Genomic DNA, 24,336 nt, shown 5'->3' on the forward strand with positions numbered 1-24,336 from the left:
GCATGACCTCCAGGCAACAGCGGTCGGTACCGCTCTCGTTCCCTCGCCAGTACGCCCGGACTCAGCGCTTCACCCTGGGCGTTCCCCGTTCCTTCACGGTCTCTCCGGACGGTGGGCGGGTGGTGTTCCTGCGCTCGGCTTCCGGCACGGACCTCTCACACGCCCTGTGGGTCCTGGACCTGGACGGGCCCGCCGGTGAGACGCGGGAGCGGCTCGCGGCCGACCCGGAGACCCTGCTGGCGGGCGCCGCGGAGGAGTTGTCCGCCGAGGAGCGGGCGCGGCGCGAACGCAGCCGGGAGGGCTCGGGCGGGATCGTGGGCTACGCGACGGACGGGGCCGTGGAGTTGGCGGCCTTCGCGCTGTCGGGCCGGCTGTTCGCCGCGGAGCTCCGGGCCGGGACCGCGCGCGAACTGCGGGCGCCGGGGCCGGTGATCGACCCGCGGCCGTCCCCGGACGGGCGGCACATCGCGTATGTGGCGGGTGGGGCGCTGCGGGTGACGGGCGTGGACGGGGAGGGCGACCGGGCGCTCGCGGAGCCCGAGGACGGGGACACGACGTACGGGCTTGCGGAGTTCGTGGCGGCCGAGGAGATGGGGCGCAGCCGGGGTTTCTGGTGGTCGCCGGAGTCGGACCGGCTGCTGGTGGCGCGGGCGGACGACCGGCCGGTGCGGCGGTGGTGGATCGCGGATCCGGCGCACCCGGACCGGGAGCCGCAGGGGGTGGCGTATCCGGCCGCGGGGACGCCGAACGCGGACGTGCGGCTGTACGTGGTGGACCTGGCCGGCGGGCGCACGGAGGTCGGGTGGGACCGGGAGCGGTATCCCTACCTGGCCCGGGTGCACTGGTCGGCGGACGGGGCGCCGCTGCTGCTCGTCCAGGCTCGTGACCAGCGCGTCCAGTTGCATCTGGCGGTCGATCCGGCGACGGGGGCGACCCGGACCGTGCACGTGGACGAGGACCCGGAGTGGCTGGAGCTGCTGCCGGGGGTTCCGGCGTGGGCCCCCGACGGGCGGCTCGTGCGGATCGCGGACGAGGGCGGGGCACGGGTGCTCGCGGTCGGTGACCGGGCGCTGACGGGAGCGCGGCTGCACGTCCGGGCCGTCCTCGACGTGGCGGCGGGCGACATCCTGGTGTCGGCGTCGGCCGGCGAGGCCGCGGTGGAGCCGGAGACCGGCGAGATCCACGTGTACCGGGTCGGCGAGCGGGGTGTGGAACGCGTGTCGGAGGGAATCGGAATTCACTCGGCCGTGCGCTGCGGGGAGGTGACGGTGCTGTCCTCGGCCCGCCCGGACGCGCCGGGGAGCGTCACGCGGGTGCTGCGGGCGGGCGAGCAGGTGGCCGTGGTCGCCTCGTACGCGCAGGCGCCGGCGCTGTCGGCCCGGGTGCGTCTGGTGGAGGGGGGCGCACGGCGGATTCCGTGCGCCGTCCTGCTCCCCTCGGGGTACCGGGAAGGTGACGGACTTCTGCCCGTGCTGATGGACCCCTACGGCGGACCTCACGGTCAGCGTGTGGTCGCCGCACACAATCCGCATCTGACGTCCCAGTGGTTCGCCGACCAGGGCTTCGCGGTGATCGTCGCCGACGGGCGCGGGACGCCGGGCCGGTCGCCGGCCTGGGAGAAGGCGATCCTCCGTGACCTGACGCCGACGCTGGACGACCAGGTCGAGGCCCTGCACGCGCTGGCGCGGGAGTTCCCGCTCGATCTGGACCGGGTGGCGATCCGCGGCTGGTCGTACGGCGGCTACCTCGCCGCGCTCGGCGTCCTGCGGCGCCCGGACGTCTTCCACACGGCGGTGGCGGGGGCTCCGGTGACGGACTTCCGGCTCTACGACACCCACTACACGGAGCGCTATCTGGGGACGCCGCAGGACGATCCCGGGGTGTACGCGGCGAACTCCCTGGTCACCGACGACGGTCTGTCGGCTCCGCGGGGCCCGGCCCGGCCGCTGATGATCGTCCACGGCCTCGCCGACGACAACGTGGTGGTGGCGCACAGTCTGAGGCTGTCCTCCGCGCTGCTCGCCGCGGGGCGGCCCCACGAGGTGCTGCCGCTGACGGGCGTGACCCACATGACGCCGCAGGAGCAGGTGGCGGAGAACCTGCTCCTGCTCCAGGTCGACTTCCTGCGGCGGTCGCTGGGGCTCGCCGCGGCGTCACCAGCCGGGGGGCCTCGGTGACGGCGGGGCCGGGGGCAGGGCGGGCAGGCCCTGCGGGGCGGCCGCGACGCGGCGCTCGCCCGGTCCCGCCAGCGCGATGACCACGGTGGCGCCGGCCAGCAGGTCGAACAGGGCCGACGCGAGGACGAGCTGCTCGACCGGCGCCATGTCGGGGAGCCGCACGAACAGGTCGTGGCGGAAGGCCGTGGCGAGGCCCGTCAGGCCCCAGCCGCCCATGAGCGCCCCGGCGACCATGCCGAACGGCCGGGAGTAGGGCGGCCGGACGACCGCGGCGGCCGCCGCGGTCAGCAGCAGCAGGACGAGGACGAGGAGCAGCCAGCCCGGCGGGGGTGCGAGCGTCGCCGCGACGACGGACCGGCCCCCGATGTACCGGTCGACGATGACCTCGGACGGGAAGGCGCGCAGCAGGCGGACCTCCCAGAGCACCTGGAGGAGGCCGCCGGTCAGCAGCAGGACGCCCGCGGTGACGGCGGGGCCGCGGCGGGGGCGGGCCGGGACGGGTTCGTACACGGAGCGGACCGGCCGGCGGCCGAGGGCGGCGGTGGCCAGGAGCGCGGCGGCCAGTCCGAGCACGAGGAGCGTGGTCACCAGGGCGGTGGCGCCCGAGGTCGCCCACAGTCCCGGGAGCCGTACGCCGAGAGTCACCACGCCGGCGGCGGCGAGGGCGGACGCGGCGGCCGGGGAGCGCAGGGCGGCGACGGTGGTGACGGCGTAGACGAGGAGCAGGACGGGGTCGAGTCCGAAGGTGGCGAAGCGCTCCCGGGCCGCGGGGCGGTGGTCGCCGGCCCAGTACCAGAGGAGGTCGGCGGCCGACCCGTCGGCGAGGACGAGGTCGCGCAGGATCCAGCCGGCGGTGACGAGTGCGAGCGCGCCGGCGAGGGCGGCCCCGGTGAGTCGAGCTGCTCCCGTGACGGTCACGAGGCCGATCCTCACGGTCACCAAGAAGCGAAACAAGGGATTCCGCCCCAACTCCCCACGAGTTCGGCAAGTCGGGACGCCGGGGTCGGGAGGGCCTCACGGGCGAGGGACGCGGGGCCCTCGCGGCGGCGGCACCGTGACGGAGGGGGCCGGTCCGCGGGGAGGGCGGCGGGGGCGGCCGGCCGGGACGACATGGCGCGTCCCGGCCGGCCTACGGCACCCGCACGGCCGTACGCTGTCGAGCCTGCCGCGTTCGCATATCGGAGTGAAGTCGCCCGAGTTGCCTGCGCGTTAACGCGGCCGGCGGTTTCCCCGGGTTGCGTCCGCGGCTGCGGCGGCCGCTGTCACTTCTCGTCGGCCTCCCCCGGGACGACGTGCTTCTCCTCCGCGAAGTGGCAGGCCGAGTCGTGCTTCGCCGGGCTCTCCGTGAGCCGGAAGACCGCGGGGACGGCGAGTTCGGGGACCTCCAGGGTGCAGCGTTCCTGGGCCTTCCAGCAGCGGGTGCGGAAGCGGCAGCCGGAGGGGACGTTGGCCGGGGAGGGGACGTCACCGCTGAGGATGATGCGTTCGCGGTGGGCGCGGGCCTCGGGGTCCGGCACGGGGACGGCGGACAGCAGTGCCTGGGTGTAGGGGTGGGTCGGGTGGTCGTAGATCGCGGCGTCGGTGCCGATCTCGACGATCCGGCCGAGGTACATGACGCCGACCCGGTCCGAGATGTGCCGCACGATCGACAGGTCGTGGGCGATGAAGACGTAGGAGAGGGAGAACTCCGCCTGGAGCCGGTCGAGGAGGTTCACGACCTGCGCCTGGACCGAGACGTCCAGGGCCGAGACCGGTTCGTCGGCGACGATGACCTCCGGCTGGAGCGCGAGGCCGCGGGCGATGCCGATGCGCTGGCGCTGGCCGCCGGAGAACTGGTGCGGGTAGCGGTTGATGTACTCGGGGTTCAGGCCGACCACGTCGAGGAGGTCCTGGACCTTCTGCCGGCGCGAGCCCTTCGGCGCGACCTCGGGATGGATCTCGTAGGGCTCGCCGATGATGTCGCCGACGGTCATCCGCGGGTTCAGCGAGGTGTACGGGTCCTGGAACACCATCTGGATGTTCCGGCGGACCGCGCGCAGGCCCTTGGCGGACATCTTGGTGATGTCCTCGCCCTTGTACGAGATGGTGCCGGAGGTCGGGCGCTCCAGGTTCACCAGCATCTTCGCGACGGTCGACTTGCCGCAGCCGGACTCGCCGACGATGCCGAGGGTCTCCCCCGCCGCGAGGTCGAAGGAGACCCCGTCGACGGCCTTCACCGCGCCGACCTGCTTCTTGATCAGGATGCCCTGGGTCAGCGGGTAGTGCTTGTACAGGTCCCGGACCTCGAGAATCGCCTCAGGCATGCAGGCACTCCTTCCAGAAGTGGCAGGCGCTGGTGCGCGGCACCGGGGACTCGGTCACGTCGTACAGCGGCGGCACGTCGGTGCGGCAGACGTCCTGCGCCATCGGGCAGCGCGGGTTGAAGGCGCAGCCGGGCGGGATGGCGAGGAGGTTGGGCGGCAGGCCCTTGATCGCGTAGAGCTCCTGGCCCTTCTGGTCCAGGCGCGGGATCGAGTCGAGCAGGCCGCGGGTGTACGGGTGGGCGGGCGCCTTGTAGATCTCGTGGACGGGGGCCGCCTCGACGATCCGCCCGGCGTACATCACGGCGATCTTGTCGGCCACGTCGGCGACGACGCCGAGGTCGTGGGTGATGAGGATGAGCCCCATGTGGAGCTCCCGCTGGAGTTCGGCGAGCAGGTCCATCACCTGGGCCTGCACGGTGACGTCCAGGGCGGTGGTCGGCTCGTCGGCGATGATCAGCTCGGGTTCGAGGGCGAGCGCCATGGCGATCATGATGCGCTGGCGCATGCCGCCGGAGAACTGGTGCGGGTACTGGCCGACGCGTTCCTTGGCGGCCGGGATGCGGACCCGGTCCATCAGCTCGACGGCCTTGGTGCGGGAGTCCTTCCGCGACATCCCGCGGTGCACCTGGAACATCTCGCCGAGCTGGTCGCCGACGCTGATCACCGGGTTCAGGGAGGACAGCGCGTCCTGGAAGATCATCGCCATCTTCGCGCCGCGGATCTTGCGCCGCTCGTCCTCCTTGAGTTTGAGGAGGTCCTGGCCCTTGAAGAGGATCTCGCCGCCGGAGATCTTCCCGGGGGGCATGTCGAGGATGCCCATGACGGCCTGCGCGGTGACGGACTTCCCGGAGCCGGATTCGCCGAGCACGGCGAGCGTCTCGCCCGCGTCCACCGAGTAGTCGACGCCGTTGACCGCCTTGGCCACCCCCTCACGGGTGTGGAACTCCACGTGCAGGTCGCGCACTTCGAGCAGCATGGGCGTCTACCTCAGCTTCGGGTCGAGGGCGTCGCGCACCGCGTCGCCGAGCATGATGAACGCGAGCACGGTGACGGCGAGCGCGCCGGCCGGCCAGAGCAGCATGTGCGGGGCGACGCGGATGTACTGCGAGGCCGCGGAGATCTCGATGCCCCACGAGACGGTCGGCGGCTTCAGGCCGACGCCCAGGTACGACAGGGTCGCCTCGAGCGCGATGTACGTGCCCAGTGCGATCGTCGCCACGACGATCACCGGGGCGACCGCGTTGGGGGTGATGTGGCGCAGCAGCATCCGGGAGTTGGACGCGCCGAGCGCCCGGGCCGCCTGCACGTAGTCGTTCTGTTTGACGGTGATCACCGAGCCGCGGGCGATGCGCGAGATCTGGGGCCAGCCCAGCAGGACCATGAAGCCGATGACGGGCCAGATGGTGTTGCTGGTGACGACCGACAGCAGGACGAGTCCGCCGAGGACGACGGGGATGGCGAAGAACACGTCGGTGATCCGCGACAGGAAGCCGTCCCAGCCTCCGCCGAAGAAGCCGGCCAGACCGCCGAGGAGGGAGCCGAGCAGGGCGACACCGAGGGTGGCGAGGACGCCGACCGAGACGGAGGTCCGGGCGCCGTACACGGTGCGGGTGTACACGTCGCAGCCCTGGCCGTTGAAGCCGAACGGGTGGCCGGGCTGGGAGCCCTCCTGCGCCTTGGCCAGGTCGCAGTCGAGGGGGTCCCCGGAGGTGATCAGCTGGGGCCAGATCGAGATGATCACCAGGAAGAGGATCACCAGCGAGGAGATGATGAAGACCGGGTTGCGCCGCAGGTCGTACCAGGCGTCGGTCCACAGGGAGCGCGGCTTGTTCTCCGGCCCGGTGCCTCGGGGGCCGCCCGGAGTCTTCTCCAGCGTCTCGCCCTCTTCCATGGCGAGATCGGTGCCGCCGCCCGCACCGGTGTGGTCGATGGCACGTCCGTCGTCGAACGGCGCGTGCGGCTCAGGCTGCTCAGGCATAGCGGATCCTCGGGTCAAGGACGGCGTACAGGAGGTCGACGAGCAGGTTGGCGACCAGGAACACCAGCACCAGGACGGTCACGAAGCCGACGACGGTCTGCGTGTTCTGGCGGATGATGCCCTGGTAGAGCTGGTAGCCGACGCCGTGGATGTTGAAGATCCGTTCGGTGACGATGGCGCCGCCCATCAGGGCGCCGATGTCGGTGCCGATGAAGGTGATGACCGGGATCAGCGAGTTGCGCAGCAGGTGGCGGGTGGTGACCCGGCGGCGCGGCAGTCCCTTGGCGACGGCGGTGCGGACGTAGTCGGCCTTCTTGTTCTCGGCGATGGAGGTCCGGGTCAGCCGGGTGACGTAGGCCAGGGAGACGGACGCGAGGACGAGGCCGGGCACGATGAGCTCGCTGAACGGCGCGTCGGGTGAGACGGCCGGCTTGATCCAGCCCCATTTGACGCCGAGGAGCAGCTGGAGCAGGAGGCCGGTGACGAAGGTCGGGATGGAGATCACGACCAGGGTCAGCACGAGGACGCTGGTGTCGACGGGGCTGCCGCGTCGCAGGCCCGTGATGACGCCGAGGGTGATGCCGATGACGATCTCGAAGAAGATCGCGACGATGGTGAGGCGGATGGTCACCGGGAACGAGCTGGCCATCAGCTCGGTGACCGGCTGGCCGTTGAAGGCCGTGCCGAAGTCGCCGGTGAAGACGTTGCCCATGTAGGTGAGGTATTGCTGCCAGACGGGCTTGTCGAGGCCGAACTCCTTCTCCAGCTGGGCGGCGGTCGCCGGGTCGCACGCGCGGTCCCCGCACAGGCCGGCGATGGGGTCGCCCATCACGTTCACCATCAGGAAGATCAGCAGGGTGGCACCGAAGAAGACCGGGATCATCTGCAGCAGACGTCGGATCACATAACGACCCATGAGGGGCTCCGGGGGGTGGGGAAGGCGTACGGCCCGGCGCGGGAGGGAACGCCGGGCCGTGCGCAGCCGACCTGCGTCAGTTGACCTTGATCTCGTTGTAGACGGGCACGCTGAAGGGGTTCAGGGCCACGTTCGAGATCCGCTCCGAGTAGCCGGCGCTGCCGTTCTGGTACCACAGCGGGATGGCGCCCATGTCGTTGCGGAGCACCTCCTCGGCCTGCTGGAAGAGGCCGACGGCCTTCGCGGTGTCCGTCTCGGCGTTGGCCTGGTTGACGAGCTTGTCGAAGTCCGGGTTGGTCCACTTGCCGTCGTTGGACGAGGCGTTGGTGTAGTACACCGGCTGCAGGAAGTTCTGGATGAGCGGGTAGTCCATCTGCCATCCGGCACGGAAGGGACCGTTCAGCTTCTGCGTGGTGACCTGGTTGCGGTAGTCGGCGAAGGTGCCGATCGGGTTGCCGACACAGGCCCTGTTGTTGCCCAGCGCGTTGTTGATGGAGTTGCAGACGGCGTCCACCCACTCCTTGTGGGAGCCGGTGTCGGCGTTGTACGAGATCTTCATCGTGCCGCCGGGGATGCCGCCGCCCTCGGCGACCAGCTGCTTCGCCTGGGCCGCGTCGTACTTGCAGAAGTCGCCGCAGATGTCCTTGAAGCCGCCGTCCGCGCCGAGGACCGGGGAGGTCCAGTCGACGGCGGGCGTGCGGGTCTTCTGGAAGATGGTGTCGGTGATCTGCTGGCGGTTGATCGCCATCGACAGGCCCTGGCGGAGCTTCTCCTGGCCCGGCTTGTTCCAGGCCGGGTCGTAGAACGGGAAGGCCAGGGTCTGGATGATGCCGGCCGGGGTGTTGATGTAGCGGTCGCCCAGGTCCGTCGACACGTTCTTGAGCTGCGAGGCCGGGACGTCGTCGACGAGGTCGAGGTTCCCGGCGGTCAGGTCGGTGTAGGCGGTGTTGTTGTCGGTGTAGACCTTGAGGGTCACGCCGCCGTTCTGCGCCTTGTCGTCACCCGGGTAGCCGTCCCACTTCTTCAGGCTCATCTGCGAGCCCTTGGTGTACGAGTCGATGGTGTACGGGCCGTTGCCGATCGGCTTGGAGAGCCAGGCGGCGTGGTCGGTGAAGAACACGGAGGGCAGCGGGGCGAACGCGTTGTAGCCGAGGGTCTCGGGCCAGGTCGAGAACTTCTGGTTGAGCTTCACCGTGAAGGTCTGACCGTTCACGATCTTGAGGCCGGACATGCTCGTGGCGCTCGGCTCGCCCTGCTCGGGGTGGACCTTCTCGTAGCCCTCGATCTGGCCGAAGAAGAAGGAGTTCTTCTGGTTGTTCCTCAGCAGGGCGCCGTAGTTCCAGGCATCGACGAAGGACTTGGCGGTGACCGCCTCGCCGTTGGAGAAGGTCCAGCCGCTCTTGACGGTGATGGTGAAGTTCGTCGAGTCGGTGGTCTCGATCTTCTCGGCGAGCATGTTCAGCGCCTCGCCGGTCTTCGGGTCGTACTTCTTGAGTCCCCGGAAGATCATGTCGAGGACCTTGCCGCCCTGGACCTCGTTCGTGTTCGCCGGCTCCAGCGGATTCTGCGGATCGGTCCAGGAGGCGCTCACGACGCCGTCGGCTCCACCGCCTCCGCTGTCGCTCCCGCCTCCGCACGCGGTCGTCGCCAGGGCGACGGCCGCGGCCAGTGCGGTCCACTTGGCGTGCGTGGCTCCGCGCATGATGGTGCCTCCCGAGTGTCCTTGGTCTCCACTGAGAGACCCAATATCACCCGATACCAGGCTCGATGCACCTTATTGACACCCATACGGACAAACGCGCCGAGGGCGCCCGAACCGAAACGGTTCGAGCGCCCTCGTCACAGGAGCCGGGAGGATCACACCGCGTGGACGACGTCCTTCTCCTCGGCGAAGTGGCACGCCGACTCGTGCGCGGCCGGGGTGTCCTGACCGACGAACACCTCGGGGATCGCCAGCAGCGGCTGCTCCGTGGAGCACTTGTCCTGCGCCTTCCAGCACCGGGTGCGGAAGCGGCAGCCCGACGGCGGGTTGGCCGGCGAGGGGACGTCACCGGTGAGGATGATCCGCTCGCGGTTGGCGCGGGCCTCCGGGTCCGGAACCGGGACCGCCGACAGCAGCGCCTGGGTGTAGGGGTGCGTCGGGTGGTCGTAGATCTGCGTGTCGGTACCGATCTCGGCCATCTTGCCGAGGTACATCACGCCGACCCGGTCGGAGATGTGGCGGACGATCGACAGGTCGTGGGCGATGAAGACGTAGGAGAGGTTGAACTCGTCCTGCAGCTTCTCCATCAGGTTGATGACCTGCGCCTGGACGGACACGTCCAGGGCCGAGACCGGCTCGTCGCAGATGATGATCTCCGGGTTGAGCGCGAGGCCGCGGGCGATGCCGATGCGCTGGCGCTGGCCGCCGGAGAACTGGTGCGGGTAGCGGTTGATGTACTCGGGGTTCAGACCGACCACATCGAGCAGCTCCTGCACCTTGCGGCGCCGGTCGCCCTTCGGGGCCACCTCGGGGTGGATGTCGAAGGGCTCGCCGATGATGTCACCCACGGTCATCCGCGGGTTCAGCGAGGTGTACGGGTCCTGGAACACCATCTGGATGTTCCGGCGGACGGCCTTCAGCGCGCGCCCGGACAGCCGGGTGATGTCCTGGCCCTTGTAGAAGACCTCGCCGGCGGTGGCCCGCTCCAGGTTCATCAGGAGCTTGGCGACCGTGGACTTGCCACAGCCGGACTCGCCGACGATGCCGAGAGTCTCGCCCTGGTAGAGGTCGAAGGAGACCCCGTCCACGGCCTTGACCGCGCCGACCTGCTTCTTGAAGAGGATGCCCTGGGTCAGCGGGAAGTGCTTGACCAGGTTCCGCACCTGCAGGATCGGCTCGCCACGCTGGACGGGGGCCTCGATGGCGGCTACGGCCTCCGCCTCGCTCGCGGCGTCGACCGTGTGCACGTCGGTGACGTTCGGAGTCGCGTCCGCGGCGTCGTCCTTCTTGCTGAGCTCAGCCATGGATCGTCTCCTTCCAGAAGTGGCAGGCGCTGCCGCGGCCCGGCAGCTCGGTGCCGTCCTGCTCGGTGACCGGCGCGAGCGCCGGGATCTCCGTACGGCAGATGTCGTCGGCCTTGGGGCAGCGCGGGTTGAAGGCGCAGCCCGTGGGGACGCGGAGCAGGTTGGGCGGCAGGCCCTTGATCGCGTACAGCTCCTGGCCCTTCTGGTCCAGGCGCGGGATCGAGTCGAGCAGACCCCGGGTGTACGGGTGGGCGGGGCGCTTGTACAGCTCGTGGACCGGAGCGGTCTCGACGATGCGGCCCGCGTACATGACCGCGATCTTGTCCGCGACGTCGGCGACGACGCCGAGGTCGTGGGTGATCAGGATCAGGCCCATGTTGTATTCCTGCTGGAGCTCCGCGAGGAGGTCCATGACCTGGGCCTGCACCGTCACGTCGAGCGCCGTGGTGGGCTCGTCCGCGATGATCAGGTCCGGCTCCAGGGCCAGCGCCATGGCGATCATGATGCGCTGGCGCATACCGCCGGAGAACTGGTGGGGGTAGTCGGAGACCCGCGCCTTGGCGGCGGGGATCTTGACCTTGTCCATCAGCTCGACGGCCTTGGCCGTGGCCTCCTTCTTGGAGAGGCCGTGGTGCACGCGGAACATCTCGCCGAGCTGGTAGCCGACGGTGAGGACCGGGTTCAGGGAGGACAGCGCGTCCTGGAAGATCATCGCGATCTTCCGGCCGCGGATCTTCCGGCGCTCCTCGTAGGACATCTTGAGCATGTCCTCGCCGCGGAACAGGATCTCGCCCTGCGGGATCTTGCCGGGCGGCATGTCGAGGATGCCCATGATGGCCTGCGCGGTGACGGACTTGCCGGAGCCGGACTCGCCGAGCACGGCGAGGGTCTCGCCCGCGTTCACCGAGTAGTTGACGCCGTTGACCGCCTTGGCCACACCGTCGCGGGTGTGGAACTCGACGTGCAGGTCACGTACTTCGAGCAGGGGGCCCGTGAAGTCGTCGCCGTCGCGCGGCGCGGGGACGGCCGCGGTCTTGCCGGTGTTGTCGATGGTCGTCATTACGCCCTCCTCAGCGCAGCTTGGGGTCGAGGGCGTTGCGGACGGCTTCGCCGAGCATGATGAACGCCAGAACGGTGATGCTCAGCATGATCGACGGGTACAGCAGGATGTGCTGCGACGTACGGATCGACTGAACACCGGCGGAGACGTCGCCACCCCAGGACACGATGCCCGAGGAGAGACCGAGACCCAGGTACGACAGGGTCGCCTCGGCCGAGATGTAGCCACCGAGCGCGATGGTCGCGACGACGATCACCGGGGCCATGGCGTTCGGCAGGATGTGCCGGAACAGGATGCGGGTCGTGCCGGCGCCCAGCGCCTTGGCCGCGTGGACGTAGTCCGCCTGCTTGACCGTGATCACGGCACCGCGCATGACGCGGGTGATCTGCGTCCAGCCGAGGAACGCCAGGGCGAAGACGACGACCCAGATCGTGCGGTCGGTGAAGGACTGCAGGACGACCATCGCGCCGAGCAGGAACGGGATGCCGAAGAAGATGTCGGTGAGCCGCGACAGGATCGCGTCCGTGATGCCGCCGAAGTAGCCGGCGACCATGCCCATGATGCCGCCGACGATCGTGACGATCAGGGTGACGGCGATACCGACGATGACCGAGGCACGGGTGCCGTAGATCAGGCGGGCGTACACGGAGCGGCCCTGGATGTCGTAGCCGAGCCAGCCCTCGGAGCCGATCTTGCTCAGCTCCGGCTTGCCGACGTAGTGGTGCACGAGGTCACCGGCGGTCGGCGAGGCACTGGTGAACCAGCCCGGGAAGGCGGTGAGGACCAGCAGGAAGAAGATCATCACCGACGAGACGATGAAGTACGGGTTGCGACGCAGGTCGCGCCACGCGTCACCCCAGAGGCTGCGCGCCTTCTCCTGCTTGTCCGCCGGGGCCGGCGCCGTCACCGGGGGGGTGGTGACGGCGTCCACGGCAGCAGCGGTCTCTGCGGTCTTGGTCACGTCAGGCATAACGGATCCTCGGGTCCAGGACCGCGTACAGCAGGTCGATGAGCAGGCTGGTGACGAGGTAGACGAGCACCAGGATGGTGACGAGGCCGACGATCGTGGTGCCCTCGCGGCGCGAGATCGACTCGTAGATGACGCCGCCGATGCCCTTGATGTTGAAGATGCCCTCGGTGACGACCGCGCCGCCCATCAGGGCACCGATGTCGGTGCCGAGGAAGGTGATGACCGGGATCATCGAGTTGCGCATCAGGTGGACGCCGATGACGCGGCGCTTCGGCAGACCCTTGGCGATGGCCGTGCGCATGTAGTCGGCGCGCAGGTTCTCCGCCATGGACGTACGGGTGAGCCGGGCGACGTACGCCAGGGAGAGACCGCCGAGCACGATGGCCGGTGCGATCAGCTCGCCCCACTGCGGTTCCACGCCGACGTTCGGCTTGATCCAGTCGAGCTGGAAGGCGAAGACCATCTTGATGAGGAAGCCGAGCACGAAGACGGGGATCGAGATGATCAGCAGCGTGAAGATCAGGATCACGTTGTCGGCCAGACGGCCGGCCTTCAGGCCGGCGATGACGCCCAGGCCGATGCCGAAGGTGAGCTCGAAGGCGAAGGCCAGTGCAGCGAGCTGCAGGGTGATGGGGAACGCGTCACCCAGCACTTCGGTGACCGGGCGACCGTTGCGGATCTGGTTGCCGAAGTCGAAGTGCAGGATGATGTTGGTCATGTAGTCCCAGTACTGCTTGAGCAGCGGCTGGTCGAGTCCGAGCTCGTGCTTGATCTTCGCGAGGGTCGCCGGGTCCACGCCCTTGTCGCCGAAGAGACCCGCCACGGGGTCGCCGGGCAGGCTGTAGACCATGAGGAAGATCAGCAGGGTTGTCCCGATGAAGACCGGGATCATCTGGAGCAGTCGTCGTGCGACATAGCGCCCCATCATGCCTCCGTTGAGATGTGACAGCCGCAGCCGGACGGGCCCTTCCTCGGCAACCGCGCCCCAGTGGGTGCGCGAATGTCATGGAAGGGCCCCCCGGCCACTGCGTAAGGCACCGGGCGGGGCTGACGCTCCGTCAGCCCCGCGTCGGCGTGCGGACTACGCTTGGGTGGTTACTTCTTGACCTCGACGCCGGTCAGGATCGGGTCGCCGTCCTGGCCGTACTGAACGCCGGAGACCTTCTCCGAGTAGCCCGCGTTGACCTTGTAGTACCAGAGCGGGATGGACGGCATGTAGTTGACCAGGTCCTTCTCGATGACCTGGAACTGCTTGACCGACTCGTCGAGCGTCGGCGCGGAGTCGGCGGCCGCGATCTTCGCGTCCAGCTCCTTGTTGCCGAAGCCACCCTGGTTGCCCGCAGCCGTGGTGCGGAACAGGTCGCTGATGAAGTTGGCGTTGACGGGGTAGTCGAGCACCCAGCCGGACCGGTAGATGGCCTTGACCTGCTTGCTCTTACGAGCGGTCAGGTCGGCCTGGAAGTCCGGCTTGCTGTCGCCGACGCACTTGACGCCGGTCGCCTGCGTGATGCTGTTGCAGACCGCGTCGACCCACTCCTTGTGACCGCCATCCGCGTTGAACTGGATGGAGATCTCGTTGTTCGGGACACCGCCGCCGGCCTGGATGAGCTCCTTGGCCTTCGCGGGGTCGAACTTGGTGACGTCGCCCGCGGCGTTCTCCTGGAAGCCCAGGACGCCCTTGGCGACCCAGCCGGTCGCCGGCTCACGCGTACCCTGCAGCACCGTCTTGGTGATGGTGGCACGGTCGATCGCCATCGACAGACCCTGGATGACCTTCGGGTCGACCTTCTTCGGCTTCGACCACTTGTCGGCGTAGAAGGCGATGGCCAGCGTCTGGATCGCCGAGTACGGCTGGTCCACGGCACGGTCGCCGAGGTCGGCGCGGTAGACCGGGAGGTCCTTCGGGCCGATCTGACGCAGGACGTCGACGTTGCCGGACTTCAGGTCCTCGTACGCGGCCTCGAGGGTGGTGTAGTTCTTGAAGACCACACCGCCGTTCTTCGCCTTGTTCGGGCCCTGGTAGTCGTCGTAACGGACGATCTTGATCTGCTTCTTGTGGTCCCACGACTCGAACTTGTAGGGACCGTTGCCGACCGGCTTCTGACCGGCGCCCTTGGTGTCCTTGTAGAAGGAGTCCGGGAGCGGCGCGAAGACGATGTACGCGAGCTTGTGACCGAAGTACGGGACGACGTTCTTCAGCTCGATGGTGAAGGTGCTGTCGTCGACGATCTTCAGACCCTCGAGCTTGTCGGCGGTGGGCTTGGCGCCCTCCGCCTCCGGGTGCACGGCGTCGAAGCCCTTGATGTCCGCGAACCAGGAAGACAGACCCTGGGCGTTGTTGATGTTGGCGTTCCAGTTCCACGCGTCCACGTAGGACTTCGAGGTCACCGGGGTGCCGTCGTGGAACTTCCAGCCCTTCTTGAGCTTGACGGTCCACGTCTTCGAGTCAGTGGTGGTGACCGACTCGGCGTTGATCATCTCAAGCGAGCCGTCGGCCTTGTAGTCGACCAGGGTCGAGAACAGACCGGCCATGACCGCGGAGCCGTTGGACTCCATCGTGTCACCGGTGTACAGGGGCTTCTCAGGCTCACCGAGCTCGATCGAGAAGATCCCGTTCGGGTCAACAGCGCCCTTGGCGTCGCTGCCGCCGTCGCTCTTACCCCCGCCACAGGCGGTCGCTGCCAGGGCGACGACGATCGCGCCCACTACCCACTTGGCGCTCTTGGCACCGCGCATGGGTTCCTCCTCATGAGTCCACTTGTCACTACAAGAGGGGCACTTCGAGTTCTGCCGACACCCCTGACGGCGTTGGACTCAAGTGCCCCGAGTGTGCTCGTGAGTCGGCACTCCCCACAGTGCGTGACCCATTGACCCGAGCTCAATGGAGCCAACTATTAAGTACGTCCGGGCTGTAAACCACACTTAAGTGGTCTCGTTTTGACAACATCACCAGGGCCCTGAAGACCGAAATCCGGACAAAGCGATCACAGACAGACACCCCCGAAACGGACCGTTAACACACGTTCCGGAGAGCGACGACCGATATCCGGACAGGGTGCCCACCTAATGGAGTTGACGAAAGGCCCGGACCCCCACAGTGTCTGCGGGGGTCCGGGCCTTCGTCTGATGCTGTGTCAGCCGGGCGCGGTGAAGGTCACAGGCCGGCCGGGAACGTGCCTCAGCCGTTCTTGGCGCGCGAGGCGGTGCGGCCACGCGCGTTCTGGTCCAGGACGACCTTGCGGATACGCACGGCCTCCGGGGTGACCTCGACGCACTCGTCGTCGCGGCAGAACTCCAGGGACTGCTCCAGGGAGAGCTTCCGCGGCGGCACGATCGCCTCGAAGGAGTCGGCCGAGGAGGAGCGCATGTTGGTGAGCTTCTTCTCCTTGGTGATGTTCACGTCCATGTCGTCGGAGCGGGAGTTCTCGCCGACGATCATGCCCTCGTACACCTCGGTGCCGGGGTCGGTGAACAGGACGCCGCGCTCCTGGAGGTTGGTCATGGCGAACGCGGTGACCGCGCCGGCGCGGTCGGCGACCAGGGAGCCGTTGTTGCGGGTCTGCAGGGTGCCGAACCAGGGCTCGTGGCCCTCGTGGATCGAGTGGGCGATGCCCGTGCCGCGGGTGTTGGTCAGGAACTCCGTACGGAAGCCGATCAGGCCACGGGACGGAACGACGAACTCCATGCGGACCCAGCCGGAGCCGTGGTTCGACATGTTGTCCATGCGGCCCTTGCGGACACCCATGAGCTGCGTGACCGCGCCCATGTGCTCCTCGGGCACGTCGACCGTGAGGCGCTCGACCGGCTCGTGGACCTTGCCGTCGACCTCCTTGGTGACGACCTGCGGCTTGCCGATGGTCAGCTCGAAGCCCTCGCGGCGCATCTGCTCGACCAGGATGGCGAGCGCGAGCTCACCGCGGCCCTGGACCTCCCAGGCGTCGGGACGCTCGGTGTCGAGGACGCGGAGCGAGACGTTGCCGATGAGCTCGCGGTCCAGACGGTCCTTGACCTGGCGGGCGGTGACCTTGCGCTGCTTGACCGCGGCCTTGGCGTCCGCGCCCTTGCCCGTGCCACCGCGGCCGACGAGCGGCGAGGTGTTGGTGCCGATGGTCATGGAGATCGCGGGCTGGTCGACCGTGATCAGCGGCAGCGCGATCGGGTTCTCCGGGTCGGCCAGCGTCTCGCCGATCATGATGTCGGGGATACCGGCGACGGCGCAGATGTCACCGGGGCCGGCGACCTCGGCCGGCTTGCGGGTGAGCGCCTCGGTCATCATCAGCTCGGTGATGCGGACGTTGGAGATCGTGCCGTCCCGCTTGATCCACGCGACCGTCTGGCCCTTGCGGAGCTCGCCCTGCTCGACGCGGAGGAGCGCGATACGGCCGAGGAAGTTGTCGGCGTCGAGGTTGGTGACGTGGGCCTGGAGCGGCGCCTCCTCCTCGTACGTCGGGGCCGGGACGTGCTCCAGGATCGTGGAGAAGAACGGCTCCAGGTTCTCGCTGTCGGCCGGGACGGTGCCGTCCTCCGGCTTGGTCAGCGAGGCGATGCCGTCACGGCCGCAGGCGTAGACGATCGGGAACTCGATCTGGTCCTCGTCGGCGTCCAGGTCGAGGAAGAGGTCGTAGGTCTCGTTGACGACCTCGTCGATCCGGGAGTCCGGACGGTCCGTCTTGTTGATGCAGAGGATGACGGGCATCCGGGCCTGAAGCGCCTTGCGCAGCACGAACCGGGTCTGCGGCAGCGGACCCTCGGAGGCGTCGACCAGCAGGACGACCGCGTCCACCATCGACAGACCGCGCTCGACCTCGCCACCGAAGTCGGCGTGGCCGGGGGTGTCGATGATGTTGATCGTGATCGGGGCCCCGCCGTCCTTGGGGTGGTACTTCACCGCCGTGTTCTTGGCGAGGATCGTGATGCCCTTCTCACGCTCCAGGTCGTTCGAGTCCATCATGCGGTCGTCGAGGTGCTGGTGGGCGGCGAAGGCACCGGCCTGCTTGAGCATGGCGTCGACGATGGTCGTCTTGCCATGGTCGACGTGGGCGACGATGGCGACGTTACGGATGTCGTGGCGCGTGGGCATGGGTGCTTGCGCTTCTCTCGGATCGTGGGATGCGGCGTCAGTTCCTCTTACGCCCGCCGGGCGGACGCGCCACGGCTGCCTCCCATGGTACGGGGCTGCCGCGCAAGGGGCTTCCCCGCCCGGATTCGAGAGGGTCTACTCAGAGGTTTCGGGGTCGCCTCTGCGAGGGTGGCACGGGGTACTCAGGTGGTGCGGGATTGCACTGGGGTGCCGAACATGGGCCGGGTCAAGGGGGCCGGACGTGATCCTGCCCGCCGGGATCACCGGCGGGCAAGGAACTTGAGCGTGATCTGAGGTTGTGACCAGCCCTTTCGGGGCTTTCGGTCATTTGTTGGTGTTGCGTTCCGCGCCGTTGGCGGACGCGGGCTTCTTCCACCCGATGTCCTGGTAGCGCGGGGCCGCGAAGCCCCAGGCGCCGGCGTTCAGGAGCTCGGGCCGGGCGGCGACCAGCTGGGGGCGCTGATAGAGGGGAATCGATCCTGCGGCGGCCCAGATCCGGGCGTCGGCCTGGCGAACCAGCTCGCGGGCCTCCTCCTCGTCCAGCGTGGCGACCGCCTGATCGAACAACTGATCGATCCGGTCGGTGCCGACCCGCGCGTAGTTCTGTTCGACCAGCAGGGAGCCGTCCGAGGCGGGCTCGGGCTTGGCGAAGATCGGCCGGGCGTCGGTCGCCGGGAAGGCCGAGGCAGGCCAGGAGTAGAGCGCCAGGTCGTAGTCGCCGGAGGCCACGTGGTCCTTGAAGAAGCTCTCGTCGGCGACCTTGGTGACCGTGGTGCGGATGCCCACCGCGTCGAGCATCCGGACGATCTTGTCGCCGACCGCCCGCAGGGACTCCGAACCCGGACCCGACGGCAGGACGAAGCGGAGGTCGAGCGCCTTGCCGTCCTTGCCGAGCGACTGGGAGGCCGCCGCGGGCACGGCCGGGGCGGCGGTGCCGAGCGGGGCGTAGGCGCCGGCGACCCCGTTGTCCGGGCGGCCCGCGGTCTGGCCCTTGGCCTCCGTGCCGGGGGCCGTGCCCGTGTCGAGGGCCTCGGCCTGGCGGAGCACGGCGACGCTCTGGAGCGCCGCGGCGGGCGCCGGGGCGAGGACGCTGGTGCCGCTCTCCGGGCCGCCCACGCCGCGCGCGGACTCGCCGGCCTTGCCGTCGGCGGGCACGGTGGCGGAGCCGCCGGGCTTGTCGTCGCCCACGATGTAGAGGCCCTCGTTGGAGGCCACGTCGGCCTGCCACTGCGAGGAGCCGGGCTTCGCGGCCTCGGGCTTCCCCGCGCCGCCCTCGGCGGCCTTCTTCTCGGCGGGCTTCTTCTCGGGGGTCTTCTCCACCGACTCGCTGCCGGCCTTCGTCCCGGCGGGCTTCTTGTTGGCGCCGCCCGGCACCCAGCCGGCGTCCGAGAGCAGCGCCCGGGCCTCCTTGGTGTCCTGGTCGCCGAGCGCGTCACTGCTGTCCGCGTACGCCGCCTGCCCGGCGAGGGCCAGGTGGCTGCCCGGCGGCCTGGCGGGCAGGCCGAGCGGCTTGAGGACGGCCTCGGCCAGCTCCTGCCGGTTCAGGGCGCGGGCCACCGCACGCCGCACCCGCTCGTCGGCGAGCGGCCCGGACTCGCCGTTCAGCGAGAGCTGGGTGTACGCCGGCTCCAGGGACTTGCGCACCACGAACTTGCCCAGCGCGCTCTGCTCGCTCGCGTACTGCGCGATGGCCTGCTGGTTCTTCTCGCGGGCGGCCCGGACGACCTGCGCCTGCGCCTCGTCGGTGCCGTGGGCCAGCGCCCAGGACCTGAGCGCCGCGGCGGGGGTGATCCCGGCGCCCGGACCATGGGTGAGCGCCTGCCCGCCGTTCGCGCCGGAGCGGGCGTCGCGGGCCGCCAGGGCGATACGGTCGGCGGCGGCCCGGTCGATCTCGGCCAGGTCGAGACTGCCGGCGGACAGCGCCGCGACCCGCTCGGTCCGGGGCACGGCCTTCAGCCGGAGCGTGTCGAGCTTGGCGGGCTGCCCCCACCAGCGGGCGCTGCGGACGAGCGTGACCTCGCCGCTCTTGCGGTCGATCCCCTTGAGTTCGAAGGGCCCCGCGGTCGCCTTCAGCGCGGTGCGCGCCCCGTCGTTGAAGCTGCTCGGGGAGCCCATCACCTCCTTCGGGTACAGCGGGGTGAAGAGGGACTGCCAGTCGGCGTACGGCTTGCCGAAGGTGACCCGCACCTCCAGGTCGTCCTTGCCGCGCTCGATCCGCTCGATCCGCTCGTAGCCGGAGTTGCGGGCCGTCCAGTAGGCGGTGTCCCGGCCGCTCAGGGCGCGCCACTGCGCGACGAAGTCGGGGGCGCCGATCTCGCGCCCGTCGCTCCACACCGCCTGCTGGTTGAGCTTGTAGAGGACGACCTGCTTGGGCTCGGTCTCCACGACCTTCGCGGACTCCAGGTAGTCCGCGTTGCGCTGCGGGCGGCCCCGCGCGTCCAGCGTGTAGAGGGAGGGCAGCACCGCCCCCGCGATCCGGTTGGTGGCGCCGTCGGCGTCGGCCTGGAAGGCGTTGAGCGTCGTCGGCAGCGCGTCGACCGCCCAGCGCATGGTGCCGCCGTCGGCGACCTTGTCTCGGGCGGCGGGAGCGTTGTCCTGCGCGGCGGCCGCGGCCTGCTCGCCCTCGTCGTCGGAGCTGCAGCCGGCCAGGACGGACACGGCGAGCACCGCACTGGTGAGGGTGGCGACGGAGCGGAGCGTGCGGGAGCGGGGGCTCCTGGAGCATGTCCTCCCGCGAGGGGCGGCGACCTGGGACATGACTTGTACCCCTTCGTCCAGTTTTATTCCATTTGGAGATGATCACACCTATGACTCATCCACTGAAAGGGACGGACCGGACGCGCCCGCGCCGACACGGCGGCATGACCGGCAAACCCCACTCGTGCGGCCCAACCACCCGCCGAGCCGATCCGTGCACACGCCTTCCCAACGCGTGATGTGACGCGCGACACTCTCAGGCGCGTGTGTGCCACCCGCTATCGCGGAAGTGAGGGCCATCCATGTCCCTGCACGACGATCTGGCGGCCGTGAAGCGCTGCCTCGACGACCTGGTCCGCACGGTCGGACAACTGGAACGGCGCATCGACACGGAGCGGGACGGACCCCCCGGAAGCACGGCGGGGCGCGCCGCGGCCCGCCCCGGATGCGCCGAGGAGCTCGTCTCCATCCCCGACACCCCCTACCGCAGCGAGCTGTGGACGGACGTCGACGACGAGGGCCTCGGAGCGCGCGACCGGCACGCACCGTAGAGAGGGGACACCGTGGCCACCGGAACCGAACCGCCCGCCCTGGACGCGGGCCGGCAGCCCGCCACCGGCGTGCACTCCCCCACCCGCGCGGCGGTGGGCGCCCGCCATCTGCGCACCGACCGCTGGTGGCTGGCGCCGGCCGTCACCGCCGCCGGGCTGGTCGCCTTCGTCGTCTACTCGACCTGGCGGGCGTTCGCCGCCGCCGACTACTACGCCGCCCCCTACGTCTCGCCGTTCTACTCGCCCTGTCTGGCGGAGAACTGCGTGCCGATGAAGGGCGGGCCGAACTGGGAGATCCTCGGCAGCTGGTGGACCCTGTCCCCCGCCCTGATCATCCTGGTCTTCCCGCTCGGCTTCCGTCTCACCTGCTACTACTACCGGAAGGCGTACTACCGCAGCTTCTGGGCCTCCCCGCCGGCCTGCGCGGTGGCCGAGCCGCACCGCGCGTACACCGGCGAGACCCGCTTCCCGCTGATCCTGCAGAACGCCCACCGGTACTTCTTCTACGCGGCCCTGCCGGTCGCCGCGATCCTCACGTACGACACGGTGCTGACCTTCCGCGACGCCTCGTACGCCTGGGGCCACGCGGGCCTGGGAACGCTCGTGTTCCTCGCCAACACCGTGCTGATCTGGGCCTACACACTGTCCTGCCACTCCTGCCGGCACATCGTCGGCGGGCGGCTGCGGCACTTCTCCCGGCACCCGGTGCGCTACCGCCTGTGGACCTGGACGGGACGGCTGAACGCGCGGCACATGCAGCTCGCCTGGGCCTCGCTGATCAGCGTCGCCCTCTGCGACCTGTACGTCTACCTGCTCGCCACCGGCACCTTCGACGACCCGAGGATCTTCTGACATGGCACAGGTCGCACGGCAGGAGTGGGACGTGGTCGTGGTCGGCGCCGGTGGCGCCGGACTGCGCGCCGCGATCGAGGCGCGCGAGCGGGGCGCCCGTACCGCCGTCGTCTGCAAGTCCCTCTTCGGCAAGGCGCACACGGTCATGGCGGAGGGCGGTATCGCCGCCTCCATGGCCAACGCCAACCCCCACGACAACTGGCAGGTCCACTTCCGCGACACCATGCGGGGCGGCAAGTTCCTCAACCAGTGGCGGATGGCCGAGCTCCACGCCCGCGAGGCCCCCGAGCGGGTGTGGGAGCTGGAGACCTGGGGGGCGCTCTTCGACCGCACCCCGGACGGCCGGATCTCCCAGCGCAACTTCGGCGGCCACGAGTACCCCCGGCTCGCGCACGTCGGCGACCGGACGGGGCTGGAGCTGATCCGCACGCTCCAGCAGAAGGTGGTCGCCCTGCAGCAGCGGGACTTCGAGGAGACCGGGGACCACGAGTCCCGGCTGCGGATCCTCCAGGAGTGCACGGTCACCCGGGTCCTCAAGGACGACTCGGGCCGGGTCGCCGGGACCTTCTGCTACGAGCGCGAGACCGGACGCTTCTTCGTCCTGGAGGCGCCGTCGGTGGTCCTGGCCACCGGCGGGATCGGCAAGTCCTTCAAGGTCACCTCGAACTCGTGGGAGTACACCGGCGACGGGCACGCCCTGGCGCTGCTGGCGGGCGCTCCGCTGGTGAACATGGAGTTCGTCCAGTTCCATCCGACCGGGATGGTCTGGCCGCCGTCGGTGAAGGGCATCCTCGTCACCGAGTCGGTGCGCGGCGACGGGGGCGTGCTGCGCAACTCCGAGGGCCGGCGCTTCATGTTCGACTACGTCCCCGACGTCTTCAAGGAGAAGTACGCGCAGTCGGAGGAGGAGGGCGACCGCTGGTACGAGGACCCGGACGGCAACCGGCGCCCGCCCGAACTGCTGCCGCGCGACGAAGTGGCCCGGGCCATCAACTCCGAGGTGAAGGCGGGGCGCGGCTCCCCGCACGGCGGCGTGTACCTCGACGTGTCCACCCGGATGCCGGCGGAGGTGATCAGGCGCCGGCTCCCGTCGATGTACCACCAGTTCAAGGAACTGGCGGACGTGGACATCACCGCGGAGGCGATGGAGGTCGGGCCGACCTGCCACTACGTGATGGGCGGTGTCGCGGTCGACTCCGACTCGGCGGCCGCGGTCGGCGTGCCGGGGCTCTTCGCGGCCGGTGAGGTGGCCGGCGGGATGCACGGCTCCAACCGGCTGGGCGGCAACTCGCTGTCGGACCTGCTGGTCTTCGGCCGGCGGGCCGGGCTGCACGCCGCCGCGCACGCGGCGGAGACCGGACGCGCGGCCGTCTCGGAGGCAGAGGTCGCCGCGGCGGCCGCCGCGGCGCTGGCACCGTTCGGGGCGGCGGCCGGCGACGGGGGGCAGGGGCCCGCCGAGAACCCGTACGCCCTCCATCAGGAACTCCAGCAGACGATGAACGACCTGGTCGGCATCATCCGGCGGCAGGGCGAGATGGCCGAGGCCCTGGAACGCATCGCCGCGCTGCGGTCCCGGGCCCGGCGGGCCGGGGTCGAGGGACACCGGCAGTTCAACCCGGGCTGGCACCTGGCCCTGGACCTGCGGAACATGCTGCTGGTCAGCGAGTGCGTGGCCCGGGCGGCGCTGGAGCGCACGGAGAGCCGGGGCGGGCACACCCGGGAGGACTGCCCGTCGATGGAGCGGGAATGGCGCCCGGTGAACCTGCTGTGCCGCGCGGTGGACGACGACGGTTCCGGCGCGGCGGCGGTCGCGCTGGAACGGACCCGCACGGAGCCCGTCCGTCCGGACCTGCTCGCCCTCTTCGAGAAGGAGGAGCTGGTCAAGTACCTCGCCGAGGAGGAGCTCGACGCATGAGCAGCTATGACGCCAGGTTCCGGGTGTGGCGGGGCGACGTCGGCGGCGGGGAGCTGACCGACTACACGGTGGAGGTGAACGAGGGCGAGGTCGTGCTCGACATCATCCACCGGCTGCAGGCCACCCAGGCGCCGGATCTCGCCGTGCGCTGGAACTGCAAGGCGGGCAAGTGCGGTTCGTGCTCGGCCGAGATCAACGGCCGGCCGCGGCTGATGTGCATGACCCGGATGTCCGTCTTCGATCCGTCGGAGACCCTCACCGTGACTCCGCTGCGGGCCTTCCCCGTCGTCCGGGACCTGGTGACGGACGTGTCCTTCAACTACGCGAAGGCGCGGGAGGTCCCGGCCTTCGTCCCGCCCGAGGGCGTGGCACCGGGCGAGTACCGGATGCAGCAGAGGGACGTCGAGCGCTCGCAGGAGTTCCGCAAGTGCATCGAGTGCTTCCTGTGCCAGGACACCTGCCACGTGGTGCGCGATCACGAGGAGAACAAGACGGCGTTCGCCGGCCCCCGCTTCCTGATGCGGGTCGCGGAGCTGGACATGCACCCGCTGGACGCGGCGCGGGAGGCGGGCCTGGACCGCCGGCGGACCGCGCAGGACGAACACGGGCTGGGCTACTGCAACATCACCAAGTGCTGCACGGAGGTGTGCCCGGAGGGCATCAAAATCACCGACAACGCGCTGATCCCCCTGAAGGAGCGGGCCGTGGACCGGAAGTACGACCCGCTGGTGTGGCTGGGGAACAGGATCGGCCGGCGGAAGACCTGAGGGCTGTCCCGTGGCCGGGGCCCGGCACGGCCCCGGCCACGGACCGCCGCGCGGCGGCGAGGCG

General features: G+C 69.8%; 18 protein-coding genes. 5 read left to right on the forward strand and 13 right to left on the reverse strand.

What is annotated here, in order from left to right:
- The first annotated feature begins 2 nt into the window (after positions 1 to 2).
- On the forward strand, positions 3 to 2,177 hold the full coding sequence (locus tag ACE1OA_RS12465) for a prolyl oligopeptidase family serine peptidase (protein ID WP_432752779.1): 2,175 nt from the start codon (positions 3 to 5) through the stop codon (positions 2,175 to 2,177).
- Here ACE1OA_RS12465 and ACE1OA_RS12470 read toward each other — a convergent pair.
- The 13 genes from ACE1OA_RS12470 to ACE1OA_RS12530 all read right to left on the reverse strand — a co-directional run bounded on the left by ACE1OA_RS12470 (position 2,154) and on the right by ACE1OA_RS12530 (position 20,247).
- Positions 2,154 to 3,095: a hypothetical protein gene (locus tag ACE1OA_RS12470; protein WP_356606875.1), complete on the reverse strand. Its 942-nt coding sequence runs from the start codon at positions 3,093 to 3,095 to the stop codon at positions 2,154 to 2,156. The genes ACE1OA_RS12465 and ACE1OA_RS12470 overlap by 24 nt on opposite strands.
- 344 nt (positions 3,096 to 3,439) lie before the next feature.
- Positions 3,440 to 4,480 (reverse strand): ABC transporter ATP-binding protein, encoded by a 1,041-nt coding sequence (locus ACE1OA_RS12475; RefSeq protein ID WP_356606873.1) that lies wholly within the window; start codon positions 4,478 to 4,480, stop codon positions 3,440 to 3,442.
- Positions 4,473 to 5,456 carry an ABC transporter ATP-binding protein gene (locus ACE1OA_RS12480; RefSeq protein WP_356606871.1) on the reverse strand — a complete coding sequence of 328 codons (984 nt, stop codon included), beginning with the start codon at positions 5,454 to 5,456 and terminating at the stop codon, positions 4,473 to 4,475. Before ACE1OA_RS12480 ends, ACE1OA_RS12475 begins: the two co-directional genes overlap by 8 nt.
- A gap of 6 nt (positions 5,457 to 5,462) precedes the next feature.
- Positions 5,463 to 6,458, reverse strand: coding sequence for an ABC transporter permease (locus ACE1OA_RS12485; RefSeq protein ID WP_356606869.1), 996 nt, complete (start codon positions 6,456 to 6,458; stop codon positions 5,463 to 5,465).
- Positions 6,451 to 7,374: an ABC transporter permease gene (locus ACE1OA_RS12490; RefSeq protein ID WP_356606867.1), complete on the reverse strand. Its 924-nt coding sequence runs from the start codon at positions 7,372 to 7,374 to the stop codon at positions 6,451 to 6,453. Before ACE1OA_RS12490 ends, ACE1OA_RS12485 begins: the two co-directional genes overlap by 8 nt.
- A 76-nt stretch (positions 7,375 to 7,450) precedes the next feature.
- Positions 7,451 to 9,076: a peptide ABC transporter substrate-binding protein gene (locus ACE1OA_RS12495; RefSeq protein ID WP_384870657.1), complete on the reverse strand. Its 1,626-nt coding sequence runs from the start codon at positions 9,074 to 9,076 to the stop codon at positions 7,451 to 7,453.
- A 155-nt stretch (positions 9,077 to 9,231) separates the two neighbouring features.
- Positions 9,232 to 10,380, reverse strand: coding sequence for an ABC transporter ATP-binding protein (locus tag ACE1OA_RS12500; RefSeq protein WP_356606863.1), 1,149 nt, complete (start codon positions 10,378 to 10,380; stop codon positions 9,232 to 9,234).
- Positions 10,373 to 11,440: an ABC transporter ATP-binding protein gene (locus tag ACE1OA_RS12505; RefSeq protein ID WP_356606861.1), complete on the reverse strand. Its 1,068-nt coding sequence runs from the start codon at positions 11,438 to 11,440 to the stop codon at positions 10,373 to 10,375. Before ACE1OA_RS12505 ends, ACE1OA_RS12500 begins: the two co-directional genes overlap by 8 nt.
- Positions 11,441 to 11,450: 10 nt before the next feature.
- Positions 11,451 to 12,410, reverse strand: coding sequence for an ABC transporter permease (locus tag ACE1OA_RS12510; protein ID WP_356606859.1), 960 nt, complete (start codon positions 12,408 to 12,410; stop codon positions 11,451 to 11,453).
- On the reverse strand, positions 12,403 to 13,335 hold the full coding sequence (locus ACE1OA_RS12515; protein ID WP_356606888.1) for an ABC transporter permease: 933 nt from the start codon (positions 13,333 to 13,335) through the stop codon (positions 12,403 to 12,405). Before ACE1OA_RS12515 ends, ACE1OA_RS12510 begins: the two co-directional genes overlap by 8 nt.
- Positions 13,336 to 13,505: 170 nt before the next feature.
- Entirely contained in the window at positions 13,506 to 15,146 is a 1,641-nt protein-coding gene (locus ACE1OA_RS12520) for a peptide ABC transporter substrate-binding protein (RefSeq protein ID WP_356779025.1), read from the reverse strand.
- Between the two features lie 442 nt (positions 15,147 to 15,588).
- Positions 15,589 to 17,490, reverse strand: a complete 1,902-nt coding sequence (gene typA / locus ACE1OA_RS12525; protein ID WP_147981050.1) for a translational GTPase TypA — start codon at positions 17,488 to 17,490, stop codon at positions 15,589 to 15,591.
- 324 nt (positions 17,491 to 17,814) lie between these two features.
- Positions 17,815 to 20,247 carry an ABC transporter family substrate-binding protein gene (locus ACE1OA_RS12530; RefSeq protein ID WP_386541146.1) on the reverse strand — a complete coding sequence of 811 codons (2,433 nt, stop codon included), beginning with the start codon at positions 20,245 to 20,247 and terminating at the stop codon, positions 17,815 to 17,817.
- Positions 20,248 to 20,489: 242 nt separating this feature from the next.
- On the opposite strand from ACE1OA_RS12530, the gene ACE1OA_RS12535 reads away from it, so the two are divergent.
- The 4 genes from ACE1OA_RS12535 to ACE1OA_RS12550 are packed head-to-tail and all read left to right on the forward strand — an operon-like array spanning position 20,490 to position 24,272.
- Positions 20,490 to 20,738, forward strand: coding sequence for a hypothetical protein (locus ACE1OA_RS12535; RefSeq protein WP_386541148.1), 249 nt, complete (start codon positions 20,490 to 20,492; stop codon positions 20,736 to 20,738).
- 12 nt (positions 20,739 to 20,750) lie between these two features.
- Positions 20,751 to 21,590 (forward strand): hypothetical protein, encoded by an 840-nt coding sequence (locus ACE1OA_RS12540; protein WP_356606850.1) that lies wholly within the window; start codon positions 20,751 to 20,753, stop codon positions 21,588 to 21,590.
- Between the two features lies 1 nt (position 21,591).
- Positions 21,592 to 23,505 (forward strand): fumarate reductase/succinate dehydrogenase flavoprotein subunit, encoded by a 1,914-nt coding sequence (locus tag ACE1OA_RS12545; protein WP_432752780.1) that lies wholly within the window; start codon positions 21,592 to 21,594, stop codon positions 23,503 to 23,505.
- Positions 23,502 to 24,272 (forward strand): succinate dehydrogenase/fumarate reductase iron-sulfur subunit, encoded by a 771-nt coding sequence (locus ACE1OA_RS12550; RefSeq protein WP_356606846.1) that lies wholly within the window; start codon positions 23,502 to 23,504, stop codon positions 24,270 to 24,272. The genes ACE1OA_RS12545 and ACE1OA_RS12550 overlap by 4 nt, the downstream gene beginning before the upstream one ends.
- Positions 24,273 to 24,336: the final 64 nt, after the last annotated feature.

The organism is Streptomyces sp. JL2001 (assembly GCF_050917515.1).
Classification (GTDB): domain Bacteria; phylum Actinomycetota; class Actinomycetes; order Streptomycetales; family Streptomycetaceae; genus Streptomyces.